This is a genomic window from Nocardioides sp. WS12 (genome assembly GCF_014108865.1).
Classification (GTDB): Bacteria; Actinomycetota; Actinomycetes; order Propionibacteriales; family Nocardioidaceae; genus Nocardioides.
The window spans coordinates 2,583,607-2,597,346 of record NZ_CP053928.1 but is presented as its reverse complement, the minus strand read 5'-3'; the positions used below and the strand labels follow the sequence as shown (position 1 = coordinate 2,597,346).

Below are 13,740 nucleotides of genomic sequence, written 5' to 3'. Positions count from 1 at the left end.
CAGGCTACCGGACTTCGTCCCTGGGGATGGCAGCGGTCGGGCCGCGGAGTACCCTTCGTGCGGCCCCACAGCAGGAGGAACGGTGCGCGAGTACTCCACCCCGCAGACGATCACGATCCCCACGTCAGGGAACCTGACCGACGACGTCGTCAGGAACGCCGAACAGGCTCCTGACGAGGCACAATTCAGCCGTCCGGACGGTGACGGCGGGTGGTACGACGTCTCGTGCGCCCAGTTCCTGGCCGACGTCACGGCCGTCGCGAAGGGCCTGATGGCGGCCGGCGTCGAGCCCGGCGACCGCGTCGCCGTGATCTCGCGCACACGCTACGAATGGACGCTGTTCGACTACGCGATCTGGTTCGCCGGCGCAGCCACCGTGCCGATCTACGAGAGCTCGTCGGAAGAGCAGATCCGCTGGATCCTCTCCGACTCCGGCGCCCGCGCGATCGTCGTGGAGGACAAGGGACACGCGGACCGGGTCCGGCCCTCGCGCCCGGACCTGCCCGACCTCGAGTACCAGTGGACCATCGACGGCGACGCCGTCGCTGAACTCACCGGCCTCGGTTCCGGCGTCAGCGACAAGGAACTCGAAGCCCGTCGTACGACGGCCGGCCCGGGCGACCTGGCCACCCTCATCTACACGTCCGGGACCACGGGCCGCCCGAAGGGCTGCATGCTGACCCACGGGAACTTCCAGACCGAGCTGACGACGGCGGTGGCCGAACTCGACCGGCTCTTCGACACCGAGGACGCCTCGACCCTGCTGTTCCTGCCGTTGGCGCACGTCTTCGCACGGATCATCCAGGTCGGCTGCATCAAGTCGCGGACCCGGCTCGGTCACAGTTCCGACATCAAGACCCTGCTCCCCCAGCTCGCGACGTTCCAGCCGACGTTCATCCTCGCCGTCCCGCGGGTCTTCGAGAAGGTGTTCAACACCGCGTCGCAGAACGCCACCGCCGACGGCAAGGGAAAGATCTTCGATCGCGCTGCCGAGGCGGCCATCGCCTACTCCCGGGCGCAGGACAATGGGCGCGTCCCCTTGCGGATCCGCGCCCAGCACGCCCTGTTCTCGCGACTCGTCTACGGACGCCTCCGGGCCGCCCTCGGCGGGCAGTGCGAGTACGCCGTGTCGGGAGGCGCGCCGCTGGGAGACCGGCTCGGGCACTTCTACCGGGGTGTGGGCATCACGGTCCTGGAGGGCTACGGGCTCACCGAGACCACCGCCGCCCTCACCGTGAACCTGCCCGACGCCCAGAAGGTGGGCACGGTCGGCCGCCCGCTGCCGGGTGCCGCCGTCCGCATCGCCGACGACGGCGAACTGCTGTTCCGCGGTGGCCAGGTGTTCGCCGGCTACTGGAACAACGATGCGGCCACGGCCGGGGCACTGGATGCCGACGGCTGGTTCCGCACCGGTGACGTCGGGGAGGTCGACGACGAAGGCTTCGTCCGGATCACCGGCCGCAAGAAGGAGATCCTCGTGACCGCGGGCGGCAAGAACGTCGCCCCTGCGGTGCTCGAGGACCGGGTCCGCTCGGCCGCGCTGGTGAGCCAGTGCCTGGTCGTCGGCGACGGACAGCCCTTCATCGGGGCGCTCGTCACGATCGACGAGGAGGCCTTTCCTGCGTGGGCCGACCAGCACGGCAAGTCGGGCACGATCGCGGACCTGGTCGAGGACGACGACCTGCGCGCCGCGATCCAGACTGCGGTCGACGAGGCGAACAAGGCCGTCTCGAAGGCGGAATCGATCCGCAAGTTCACGATCCTGCCCTACGACTGGACCGAGGAAGCCGGTCAGGTGACCCCGAGCCTGAAGCTCAAGCGCAACGTCGTGATGCGCGAAAGTCGCGACGAGATCGCGGCCCTCTACTCCTGACCTCAACCGATCGGTCAGAGCTCAACCATCCGATCTGACCAGGGGGTCCCGGGTCTGGTCTCGGTCCGGTCTCGAATCGTGATGATTTTGCGATTTCGGTCACTTCCAGGGGGCGTCTTCGCTAACCTCGCGATGCGTCACAGCCGGGGAGGGCGGGCGCACTGACATTTTCTTTCGGAGTGGTTGTTGACGAGGTCCTGGGAGGGATCGCCTCGGACAACACATGGGGAGCGGGAGGGCTCTGAAGTGGACCGTCGCAGGTTGATGCTTGTTGTTGCTGCAGTGATTGCAGCCCTCGGTGTCGGACTCGTCTTCATCTTTGCGCGCGGCGCAGAGTCGAGGGCGGCCGAGAAGTACGAGACGACCAAGGTCGTCACCGTCGCTGCCGGAAAGACCGTGCTGCCGGGTGAGAGCATCAAGTCGGCGCTCGACTCCGGCAAGCTCAGCGAGACCGATGTCCCCAAGGGCAGCGTCCTGGCGAGCGCACTTCGCCAGTCCGAGCTGACCAGCCTGGACGACAAGGTCGCGCTGACCACCCTGTACGCCGGCGAGCAGCTCCTGTCGACCAAGTTCGGCGGCGTGGGCGACACGATCGACGTGGCCACGCTGCCGCTGCCAGCCGGCATGATCGCCAAGCCGCAGTCCTTCGACCTGCCGGTGGGCTCGTTCATCCTGCCGGGCTCGCAGCTCGCGGTCTTCCTGACCACCGATGCCAGCACCCCGACCTGTCTCCTCATCGACCGGGTCTCGGTCATCTCCGTCGGCGCGACGACCACCGTCGTCCCCGAGGGTGAAGCCCCCGTGGTCGGCGCATCGCCCGCTCTGCACCTTGCGGTCACGCAGGAGCAGTTCGAGCAGATCGAGGACGGCAAGAAGCGCGGCGTGCTGTCCGTCGCCCTGCTGAACTCGGCAAGTGACGTCAAGGTCGACAAGACCGGTCCTTGCGCCTCCATCCGCGACGCTCGGTGAGGTCATCATGCCGGTTCTCGTAGAACAGGATCCCTCGCTCGTCGACCAGCTCCTCGTTGGCATGCCGCCGGGATCGCAGGCCGTCGGGACGAGTGAACGCGGGCTTGCCTGGCTCGACCAGCACGCCGACGAGTACGTCGTCGCGTTCGGACCGTCCGTGGACTTCGCCGTGGCACTCGCCACGGCCGAGGACCTGCGGATCAAGCGTCCGACCGTCAGCGTCGTCCTCGTCCGCGACCAGTACGACACCGATCTCCTCACGCGTGCCATGCACGCCGGGGTCCGCGATGTCGTGGTCGCTGCCGACCAGAAGTCACTCACCGGGGCCATCGAACGCGCGCACCAGCTGCACCAGGCGCTGCGCGGCCCCGGCGGCGCACGCCAACTGGGCCGGATTGTCACCGTCTTCTCCCCCAAGGGAGGCGTGGGCAAGACGACCTCATCGGTGAACCTGGCGCTCGCGCTGACCGACGGTGGCGCACGCAAGGTGTGCCTCGTTGACCTGGACCTCGCCTTCGGTGACGTCGCGATCACCATGCAGCTGTTCCCGACGCACTCGATCGAGCAGGCCGTCGGTGCCGAGGACTCGATCGACCTCGGCATGATCGAGGGCCTGCTGACACGGGCCCAGGACTCCCTGGTCGTGCTCGCTGCGCCAGCCCATCCCGATGTTCGGGAGCGGATCACGCCGCTGTTGATCTCACGGATCCTGCGCACCCTGCGCGACGGTTTCGACTACATCGTGGTCGACACCTCGCCGTCCTTCGACGACGCGACCCTCACCGCCCTCGACGAGACCGACGAGTGCGTCATCATCGCCACGCTCGACGTTCCGACGTTGAAGAACGTCAAGGTCGCCCTCGAGACGATGGACATGTTGAACATCGCTCGCGGCCACCGGCACCTGTTGCTCAACCGTGCCGACGACGAGGTCGGGATCAGCGTCGAGAAGGTGGAGAGCATCTTGTCGATGCCCGTCTCGGCTCAGGTTGCCACCGCGGTCGACATCGCGGCAGCCACCAACGCCGGCACGCCAATCATCACGCACAAGCCCGGCCACGCGGCCAGCATCGCGTACGCGCAGCTCGCTGCATCCGTGACCGGCGAACCGGTCTCGACACCCCAGTCCAGAACCACTGACCAGGCCGATCACACTCGGTCGCGCGGACTCTTCCGCCGCGGGAGGAATTGATGTCCAGCCTCTCCGATCGCCTCGCCGCGGCCCGCCAGGAAGCCGCCGCCCAGGGCAAGCACGCTGCCCCCTCCACCGACGACGACTTCGCGGTCGAGGTGGAGGGTCTCCGGCCCGGCAACGCGGCCACGCCGCCCGCGCCGGCCGCGCCGGCCGCGCCCGCCGAGCCGGAGGCCAAGCTTGCGGGCCCCCTGTCCTCACGGACCGCCGTCGCTGCCAGTGAAGGACGCCCCGGGGCCCGCCGGACCATGGCCGCCCAGGAGGCCGACCGCATCGAGGAGCTGAAGACCAGCGTCCACTCGGAGCTCCTCAAGCAGCTCGGTCCGCACCTGTACGACGCGGAAATGGACCAGGAAGAGCTCGACCAGAAGGTCCGCTCGGTCCTGTCCGAGGTGCTCGGCGCCCAGGACCGTCCGCTGAGCGCGAGCGACCGCAGCCGGGTGACCCAGGAGATCACCGACGACATCCTCGGCTACGGACCGATCGACCCGCACCTGCGCGACCCGGAGGTCTCGGAGGTCATGGTCAACGGCTACGACAGCGTGTGGCTGGAGAAGAACGGCCGCCTCACGAAGTCGGATGCCCACTTCGCCGACGAGGCCCACCTGCGTCGCACGATCGACAAGATCGTGTCGCGTATCGGCCGTCGCGTCGACGAGTCGTCACCGATGGTGGACGCACGCCTCCCTGACGGCAGCCGCGTCAACGCCATCGTGCCGCCCCTGGCCGTGGACGGCTCTGCCCTCACGATCCGGAAGTTCGCGACCGACGCGCTCACCGTGCAGGACCTGATCAACTTCGGGTCGCTCACCCCGCAGACCGCTGACTTCCTCGACGCGTGTGTGCGGGGGCGCCTGAACGTCATCGTCTCGGGTGGTACCGGTGCCGGCAAGACCACGACGCTCAACGTGCTGTCCTCGTTCATCCCCACCGACGAACGCATCGTCACGATCGAGGATGCTGCCGAGCTCCAGCTCAAGCAGGACCACGTCGTGCGCCTGGAGTCGCGGCCCTCGAACATCGAAGGCAAGGGCGCGGTCACCATCCGCGACCTCGTCAAGAACAGCCTTCGCATGCGGCCCGACCGCATCGTCGTCGGTGAGGTCCGCGACGCGTCGGCGCTCGACATGCTGCAGGCCATGAACACCGGTCACGACGGATCGATCTGCACCCTGCACTCCAACGGCCCGCGCGACACGCTGGCCCGCATGGAGACGATGGTGCTGATGGCGGGCATGGACCTGCCGATCCGCGCCATCCGTGAGCAGGTGGCCTCGGCCGTCGACCTGATCGTGCACCAGACCCGGTTCAAGGACGGATCGCGCCGGATCACGCACATCACCGAGGTGGAACGGATGGAGGGCGACATCATCACCCTCCAGGACGTCTTCGTCTTCGACAACTCGGCCGGGTTCGACGAGAACGGCCGGATCCTCGGGCGCCTGCGCTCGACGGGCCTTCGGCCGAAGTTCCTCGAGAAGCTCGCCTACGCCAACGTCGCCGTCGACCCGACGATCTTCCGAACGGAACGCATCTGATGTCCGGGCGTCGGGCACTCCGCCGCCTGGCGGCCCTGCTCGTCGTCCTGGTCGCCGCCCTGCTGATCCCTGCAGTCCCGGCGTCCGCGGAGGACGGCACCATCGCCCACGTCGAGTCCACCAGCGACGGCCTGCGCATCCTGGTCGACGTACCGGCCGGAGTCGAGGTCAACCTCGACGGCGTCAGCGCCACCCTCGAGGGCACAGACCTGGACGCGACGGCGTCGGCCACCAGCGACGGTTCGGTGATCAAGCGGACCACGGTGATCGCCATCGACACCAGCCGGTCCATGCGGGAGGCGGGGCGTTTCACGGCCGCCAAGCAGGCGGCAACGACGTACCTGGAGACCGTGCCGCCGGATGTCGAGGTCGGCATCGTCACGTTCGACTCCTCGGTCAACGTGGCCCTGGCGCCGACGACCGACCGCGGCGCTGCTGAAACCGTCATCGATGGCCTCACCCTGCGCCAGGACACCCTTCTGTACGACGGCCTGGTGGCCGCCGTCACCGCCGCCGGCACCTCGGGCCAGCGGACCATGCTCGTCCTCTCGGACGGGGCCGACACCGGCAGCAAGGCGAGCCTGGACGACGTCGTGGCGGCAGTGAAGGAGAACGGCACCAGCGTCCACATCGTCGGCCTCGACCTGGCCGCGCAGCAGTTGACGCCGCTGCGCACCATCGCGCTCGCCGGCCAGGGTGACGTCATCACCTCCACCGGCAGCGCTCTCGCCGAGGAATTCGCCAGCCAGGCACAGGCGATCGCCAACCAGGTGCTGGTGACCGCTCCCCTGCCGGCCAACTTCGACGCCGATGTCGCCAACGTCGTCGTGACACTGCCGACGTCCGGCGAGCCCGTCGTCGCCCGGGCACTCGCCCCGATCGAGGCAGCCAGCACTCCGGAGCTTCCGGCTGCCCTGCCCACCCTGCCCAACGACAGTGGCTGGAATGCGCCGGACTGGCTGCTCTGGGTCGGACTCGCCGTTCTCGGGCTCGGCCTCGTCACGGCGGCGATGCTGCTGGTGCCCCGGCCGGCCGGCCCCATGAGCATCGCCGACCGGGTGACCGCCTACAGCACCCGCACGTCGGGCCTCGACATGACACAGGCGGCCAAGCCTGCCTCCGAACCCATGTTGGACCAGGCCAAGGCGGCGGCCGCAGGTGTCCTGGAGCGCAACAGCGGACTCAACGACCGGCTGACCCGCAAGCTCGGCGCAGCCGGTAGCGAGTTCAAGCCGTCCGAGTGGCTGCTCGTCCACGTCGGGGTCGTCTTCGCCGCGGGTCTCCTCGGCCTGCTCGTCGGCAAGGGCAACATCATCGTGGGCCTCGTGTTCATGATCATCGGCATCTTCCTGCCGCCGCTCTACCTGCGGTTCATGGCGGGTCGCCGGCGGCGTGCCTTCGACAATGGACTGCCCGAGGTTCTGCAGTTGATCTCGGGGGCCCTGAGCGCCGGGCTCTCCCTCGCGCAGGCAGTCGACACGGTCGTCCGCGAAGGACCCGAGCCGATCGCCTCCGAGTTCAAGCGCGTCCTGGTCGAAGCCCGCATCGGGGTGGCCCTCGAAGATGCCTTCGACGGAGTCGCAGCGCGGTTCAACAGCAAGGACTTCGCCTGGGCCGTGATGGCCATCCGGATCCAGCGCCAGGTCGGCGGCAACCTCGCGGAACTCCTGACCACCGTCGCGGCGACCATGCGCGAGCGCCAGTATCTTCGGCGCCACGTGCGCGGACTCTCGGCCGAGGGCCGGTTGTCCGCGATGATCCTCTGCGGGCTTCCGCCGGTCTTCGCGCTCTACCTGTTCGTGACCAACCCGACGTTCCTCGAACCGCTGTACTCCGACCTGCGCGGCATCATCGTCAGCAGTGCGGGCGTGCTGTGGCTCGCGATCGGCGTGTTCTGGATGTCTCGCATGGTGAAGGTGGAAGTCTGATGTTGCTGATCCTTGCCTTCGTCCTGCTCGTCCTGGCCATCGCCGCTGTGGGCACTGCCTTCGCGAAGGAACAACCGCAAGGCCTCGCCCGTGCCCTCGAGGCCCTCGAACGGTCCGGGCAGGCCGGCCACGAACTGGCCGAGGAGGCCGACCGCTCCTTCGCCGACCGCATCATCGACCCGATGCAGGAGCGTGCCCTGATCCTCGGGCGCCGCATGACGGGCGCTGACAAGGCCGACCGAATCCGTCGCAAGCTGGACTTCGCCGGCAACCCGCGCGGCTGGTCGGTGGACCGGGTCGTCTCCCTCAAGGTGCTGTTCGCCGTCGTCCTGCCGATCTGCCTGCTGGCCTATGGCCTGTTGTTGAGCCTCGCGCCTGCCTGGCTCGTCGTCCTGGCGATCGGCGGCACGGTCCTCGGCTTCTTCGTGCCCGACCTGTACCTGTACCAGGCCGCCGCCAAACGTGCCGACAAGATCAAGCGCGGCCTGGCCGACGCGGTCGACCTGCTGACCATCAGCGTCGAGGCCGGCCTCGGCTTCGACGCCGCGGTCCAGCAGGTCGCGCGCAACACCGACGGTCCCATCGCCGAGGAGTTCTCCCGGGTCCTGCGCGAGATGCAACTCGGGCTCGGACGCTCCGAGGCGCTGCGATCGATGGGCGCCCGGAGCAACGTGGAGGACCTCCACACCTTCGTCGGCTCGATGGTGCAGGCGGACGCCTTCGGCATCCCGATCGGCCAGGTGCTGCGGGTGCAAGCCACCGAGATCCGGACCAAGCGCCGGCAGTACGCAGAGGAGAAGGCGCAGCAGGTTCCGGTCAAGATCATGATCCCGCTGATCCTGTTCATCCTGCCCTGCCTGTTCGTCGTGGTCATGGGACCGGCGGTCTTGACGGCGATGGACAACTTCAATGCGCAGTAGTTGGGCCTAGGCTGAGGTCATGCCCAGCAGCCAGACCTACGCGGTCGTCGGGGCGTCCCGGTTTTTTGCGCTGCTCGCCATCGGTGGTCCCATCCTCTGGTTCCACCAGGAGCAGGGTCTCCTCGTGCTCGCGGCGCTCACGGCCATCTGGGTCTACCAGGGCGTCACAGCGATCCGGCGGGACCTCGGGTTCTCGCTGAGCCCGACCACCGAGGCCGTCGCGCTGGGCGTCGTGGCTGCGATCGGGATGAACTACGCGCCCTCGGTGCTGGCGTCGCTGGTCGTCCCTCCCCTGTATGCCACCGCGGTCGCGGGCATCCGCACCATGGTGCGCACGGTCCTCGTCGAACTCATCGCCGTCGTCGCACTCGGTCTGATGTGGTGGGAGAAGATCACTTCGGAACAGGCGGTGGCGATCTTCACGTGGATCATGGCCGGCCTGGGTCTGAGCCTGATCGCAGCGGTCACCTTCTCCTCCGACCGGGTGCCCGACCCGCTGGCGCCCTATCGCGACGCCCAGGAGCACCTCAAGCAACTCCTGGACCTGGCTGGCAGTCTCAGTTCCGGGCTCGACGTCGGAGCGCTCGGCGGGGAGCTCCTGAGCGAGGTCAGCGACCAGATCCCGAACCGTGGCCTGGTGTTGTACGTCGCCCGCGGTGATGCACTGACTCCCGTCGCCTCGACCGTCGAACTCGAATCGGGTGATGCGGTCGCCAGCGAGACCCTGGCGAACGACGTTCGCCAGAGCACCGGCAATCGCTCCGGCCCGGTCGAGATCGGCCAGGGCTTCGCGTTCCGGGTCAGCGACCAGGCGATCGTCGCCGGCCTGCGCCCCTCCGGCTCGGACTCGACGGAGCCGCTTCCCCTCGCAGCCGTCGCGGACCAGCTCACCAGCAACGCCGTCAAGCTGGACGCCGCGCTGCTCTTCGCCCAGTTCCGCGACGCCGCAACGGCCGACGAACGGAACCGGCTCGCCCGTGAGATGCACGACGGGGTCGCTCAGGACATCGCCTCCCTCGGCTACATCATCGACGCCCTCGCGGCCAGGCCGGCCGACGAACAACAGGCCAAGGCGCTCGCGATGCTGCGGGAGCGGGTCACGAAGGTCGTGGCCGAGGTCCGCCAGTCGGTGATGAACCTCCGGACCAGCATCGGCGAGAACGAGAGCCTCGGCGGCGCGATCAGCAGCGTGGCCCGGCATCTCTCGGAGTCCTCCGGCATTCCGATCCGGGTACGTCTCGACGAGCAGCCGACCCGGCTGCGCCCCGAGGTCGAGGCCGAACTCTTCCGGATCGCCCAGGAAGCCATCAACAACGCCGTCAAGCACGCACGGGCGACGGCCATCGACGTGCGCTGCCAGGTGTACGCCCCGGAAGCGATCATCACCATCACGGACAACGGAGTCGGACTCCAGTCTGCGCGCAGCGACTCGCATGGCCTCAAGATCATGCGCGAGCGTGCGAGACTGATCGGCGCGGAGCTCGTAGTTCGCGACAATGCCAGCAGGGGCCTCACCGTCTCGGTGTCGGTGAAGATCTCACGGAATCCTGTCGGCGCCGTACCGGCCTCGGCCACCACAGAGGAGACGCGATGAGCGAGAAGATCACGGTCCTGCTGATTGACGATCACGAGTTGATCCGCAACGGTCTCGGCGCGGTGCTCGACCTCGAGGAGGACCTCGACGTCGTGGCCACCGCGGGCTCGGTCATCGAGGGCATCGAGCGGTGGCGCCAGTACCAGCCCGACGTCGTGATCACCGACCTCCAGATGCAGGACGGAACGGGCCTCGACGTCGTCCGCACCATTCGCAAGGAGAGCGACAAGGTCGGCCTCATCGTCCTCACGATGCACTCGGGCGACGAGCAGATCTTCGCAGCGATGCAGGCCGGCGCGTCCGGCTTCGTCGGCAAGGACGCGCCGTCGACCGAGGTGATCAAGACCGCCCGTCACGCGGCAGTCTCGCCCAAGGCCTTCGTGTGCGCGGGCCTGGTGGGCGCCATGATGCGCCGTCAGTCGGCCGAATCGACCGCACTGACCGAACGTGAGCACGATGTCCTGCTCCTCCTCGCAGAAGGCCTCAACGCCGCCGCCATCGGCCAGAAGCTCTACCTGTCCGAGTCGACCACCAAGTCACACATCGCCCGGATCTACCAGAAGTTGGGCGCTTCCAACCGCGCGCAGGCCCTGGTGACGGCGATGCGGATCGGACTGCTCTCGACGGTCCAGCCGTCGGCCCGCTGAGGGGGTTCCGGAACGCGTCGAGCGGTAGTCAGAAGTGACTAGGAGCGACAAGACGAACTCCCGATCCGTGGCCCGCTGAACTCGGGCAGAGTTCTCTTCATCGGGGAACACTCCCCGGGGACACCGAAGCAAAAAGTTCAAGGGAGAACCCCATGGTCCAGTACCTCAGCATCCTCATCAACGCCCGCCTCGCCAAGATGGACGAGCGTGGCGCCACCGCCGTCGAGTACGGCCTGCTCGTCGCCCTGATCGCCGCCGTCATCGTCGGTGTCGTCTTCACCCTCGGCGGCAAGATCAAGGGTGCTTTCACCGACGTCAACAGCAGCCTCTGATCTTCAGGGACAGCCTTTGAACGGCCGCGTCACCTTGCGGTGACGCGGCCGTTCGACTTTGTTCGACAACCAGGGGGAAATCGTGGCAACACCAGTCGCTCGTCGCTCTGACCGCGGTGCAACAGCGGTCGAGTACGCGCTCCTGGTTGCGTTGATCGCCGGTGTCATCATCGGCGTGGTCATCCTTCTCGGTGACAGCGTCTTCGGCTTGTTCACGTTGACGAACGACAGCAACTGGTGAGCCAGACTCGCTAGTACTCCCGGCCCAGACCGATGCGTTCCAGCACGGTGGGATGGGAACCGAACCACCATTGTGACCATGCCGGAGGTGTGGGGTCGGCATGGGACCGCAGTGCCAGACGGCGCTGGAGGTCGACGAACGCCTGCGGGGCGAGCGTCACCTCCAGCGCCGTTTGGTCTGCCCGGGTCTCGAGCTTGCGGCTGATGCCGTTCTGCAGCGGTGCAGCGAGCACCGTCGCCAGTGCGGCCAGCGCGAGGATCGTCGGAACCGCGTTCATCGCGATTCCGGACGGTACGACGTCCGGTGGGCCTGCGGCTTCTCCGACCAGGCGCCGCCGCGGCAACAGCAGCCCCAACAGGCCGACACCCACCAACGCGCCCGCGGCGCCCAGCAGCGTTCCAGTCATCACGTCGTCGTACTTCGCATGGGCGAGCTCATGGGCAACGACGGACAACGTCTCGCCCTGGGGCGTGTCCTCGACGAGGGTGTCGTACAGGACAACGCGGCGCGTGTGCCCGAACCCAGACACGTACGCGTTGAGCGTCGTCGTACGACGTGACGCATCGGCGACGAGCACGTCGTCGACGTCGACGCCCTCCTTGTCCGCGAGCGCCAGGATCTCCGTACGCAGCGCACCATCGGGCAGCGAGTCGAACTGGTTGAACAGCGGCTCCACGACCAGCGGGTAGACGAACGATCCCGCGACGACCAACGCCGCTGCGAGCACTCCCCCGATGGCCGGCCACATGCGCGGCCAGCGGCGCGCGCAACCGACCAGCGCGATCAGCGCGATCGACGTCGAGATGATGGTGACCAGTTCACCCTTCGCGAGGTCCAGCGCCCACGCGGACCAGGTGCCGGCCGCGAGCCCCTCGTCGAGGCGGAGCCGACGCAGTGCGATCCCGAAGGGCAGGGTGACCAACCGGCCGATGAGGGCCAGCGCCCCGACGACCAGCACGACGCGCACCCACCACCAGCCCGGCATCCGGTCGGCCCAGAGGCGCCCCCGCCGGCTGAAGCCGAACCAGGCCGCGACGGCGAGCGACACGACCAGCGAGGACCAACTCCAGACCCGGCCCCACATCGCAAAGTTCTCGGCGCGCGCGATCTGCTCGGGCGAGAACACCGATGAAGCCGCCACCGGTGAGGGCATTCCGCCGGGGACGGGCTCCCAGGGCACTCGTTGGGCAGCGATCAGCAGGAAGGCAGCTACACCGAGGAGGGCAGTGCCGAGCGCCACCCGATCGGCAGCAGGGCGTGGATCCACGGCCCTACTCTGGCACGCCCGCCAATGCGGCCAACTGTGCCTGCCAGGCCGTGGTGAGGTCGGCAACCGACCAGTCGAAGGCCGCGCGCAACGTCGGGGCGATCTTCTTGCCTGCCAGCATCGCTCGGTAGAAGTCGACCAGGGCCCGCTCGCCACGGCGCTCGGCGAGGGTGACCGTCACCTGCCACGCCGCTTCGTACACCGCGCCGAGGTGGGTTCCGGCAGGATTGAACTCAGCGTCCTCAGGCAGTGCCTTCGGTACGCCGTTCTTGCGCACCTGCGCGCGGATCTGACCGGCCGTCTTCGACAGCGGCAGCCCGACATCGCGCAGCGCGACGTAGTCGGCGAAGCCCTCCACCAGCCAGAGCGGCACGTTCCGGGCGAGCACCGCCCCGGTGAGGGCGTGCACGGCCTCGTGGGTCATCACGACCTGGGCGGCAACGGGATCGAGGTCGTCGTAGACGGCAGGGTTGACGAAGACGTGGATCGGACTGCCGGTGACTCGTGACCCGTCCACCGGTGCGGTGACAGCGGCAATCGAACCGTAGGAGCCCGGATCTGCCCCCAATGCCCGGTGCAGGGCAGCGGCGTCACGTGGAACCTCCACGACGAGACCCGTCCGGCCGCCCACGACGGCACGAGCCTCCGCCACGGCCTTCCGCACCCATCGGGCGTACGACGTCCGGTCGGCCGGTGCGCCCGACGTGCTGTCGGACACGAGCACGAGCCCGCCCGGGACCCGCTCGACCGTCACCGGTCCGGTGAGCCACACGGGCAGACGACCGCTCTGGTCACCAATGGCGGCGATCTGGCGGCCCCCGTCGGCGAAGGACAGCGGGATCTCCGCCCGGGCCGAGGCCTCGTCGAAGCCCTCGATCCGCCAGGTCACGGCGACCAGTCCGTCCCACCCGTCGGTCCCGGACGTGCGCCCGGTCTCGGTGACGTAGCGGAAGGTGACGTCGGTGAGGTCGATCGCCTGCGCGTTGGCGGCGAGGGACTCGAGGAGCGGACGTGCGTCGTCGGTCGCCAGGTCTCCGGCGGCCGCAGCATCACCGGCCACGACGGCGTCCTGCAGGGACGCCAGCGTGTTCGCCGCGGTCGCCGGATCGGCGACCTCGCTGCCCTGCGCCGGTGGCGGGGCGACGTACTCGTCCGGCGAACAGCCCACCGTTGCCAGGGCAACGACAAGGAGGACCGCCGGGAGAGCCCGGCGCTTCCTCCCGGTCATCCGGTCACCCG

The 13,740-nt window shown here is 68.4% G+C and carries 12 protein-coding genes; 10 read left to right on the top strand and 2 right to left on the bottom strand.

What is annotated here, in order from left to right:
• Window positions 1-82: 82 nt before the first annotated feature.
• From HRC28_RS12590 to HRC28_RS12545, 10 genes are all read left to right on the top strand, one after another.
• Window positions 83-1,873: an AMP-dependent synthetase/ligase gene (locus HRC28_RS12590; RefSeq protein ID WP_182375871.1), complete on the top strand. Its 1,791-nt coding sequence runs from the start codon at window positions 83-85 to the stop codon at window positions 1,871-1,873.
• A gap of 264 nt (window positions 1,874-2,137) precedes the next feature.
• Window positions 2,138-2,842, top strand: coding sequence for a hypothetical protein (locus HRC28_RS12585; RefSeq protein ID WP_182375870.1), 705 nt, complete (start codon window positions 2,138-2,140; stop codon window positions 2,840-2,842).
• A gap of 7 nt (window positions 2,843-2,849) precedes the next feature.
• Window positions 2,850-4,034, top strand: coding sequence for an AAA family ATPase (locus tag HRC28_RS12580; RefSeq protein ID WP_182375869.1), 1,185 nt, complete (start codon window positions 2,850-2,852; stop codon window positions 4,032-4,034).
• Window positions 4,034-5,572 carry a CpaF family protein gene (locus HRC28_RS12575; RefSeq protein WP_182375868.1) on the top strand — a complete coding sequence of 513 codons (1,539 nt, stop codon included), beginning with the start codon at window positions 4,034-4,036 and terminating at the stop codon, window positions 5,570-5,572. The genes HRC28_RS12580 and HRC28_RS12575 overlap by 1 nt, the downstream gene beginning before the upstream one ends.
• On the top strand, window positions 5,572-7,500 hold the full coding sequence (locus tag HRC28_RS12570; protein WP_182375867.1) for a type II secretion system F family protein: 1,929 nt from the start codon (window positions 5,572-5,574) through the stop codon (window positions 7,498-7,500). The genes HRC28_RS12575 and HRC28_RS12570 overlap by 1 nt, the downstream gene beginning before the upstream one ends.
• The gene (locus tag HRC28_RS12565; protein ID WP_182375866.1) at window positions 7,500-8,420 is read left to right on the top strand and encodes a type II secretion system F family protein; all 921 of its coding nucleotides are present in this window, start codon (window positions 7,500-7,502) and stop codon (window positions 8,418-8,420) included. The genes HRC28_RS12570 and HRC28_RS12565 overlap by 1 nt, the downstream gene beginning before the upstream one ends.
• A gap of 19 nt (window positions 8,421-8,439) precedes the next feature.
• Window positions 8,440-10,014, top strand: coding sequence for a histidine kinase (locus HRC28_RS12560; protein ID WP_182375865.1), 1,575 nt, complete (start codon window positions 8,440-8,442; stop codon window positions 10,012-10,014).
• Entirely contained in the window at window positions 10,011-10,661 is a 651-nt protein-coding gene (locus tag HRC28_RS12555; protein ID WP_182375864.1) for a response regulator transcription factor, read from the top strand. The genes HRC28_RS12560 and HRC28_RS12555 overlap by 4 nt, the downstream gene beginning before the upstream one ends.
• A 152-nt stretch (window positions 10,662-10,813) precedes the next feature.
• A complete protein-coding gene (locus HRC28_RS12550) occupies window positions 10,814-10,993 on the top strand; it encodes a Flp family type IVb pilin (RefSeq protein ID WP_182375863.1) in 180 nt (59 codons plus the stop codon).
• 82 nt (window positions 10,994-11,075) lie between these two features.
• Window positions 11,076-11,234 carry a Flp family type IVb pilin gene (locus tag HRC28_RS12545; protein WP_237111453.1) on the top strand — a complete coding sequence of 53 codons (159 nt, stop codon included), beginning with the start codon at window positions 11,076-11,078 and terminating at the stop codon, window positions 11,232-11,234.
• Window positions 11,235-11,244: 10 nt separating this feature from the next.
• Here the strand turns inward: HRC28_RS12545 and HRC28_RS12540 are convergent, their stop codons facing one another.
• Window positions 11,245-12,501 (bottom strand): M48 family metalloprotease, encoded by a 1,257-nt coding sequence (locus HRC28_RS12540; protein ID WP_237111826.1) that lies wholly within the window; start codon window positions 12,499-12,501, stop codon window positions 11,245-11,247.
• Between the two features lie 4 nt (window positions 12,502-12,505).
• On the bottom strand, window positions 12,506-13,729 hold the full coding sequence (locus HRC28_RS12535) for a hypothetical protein (protein WP_182380379.1): 1,224 nt from the start codon (window positions 13,727-13,729) through the stop codon (window positions 12,506-12,508).
• Window positions 13,730-13,740: the final 11 nt, after the last annotated feature.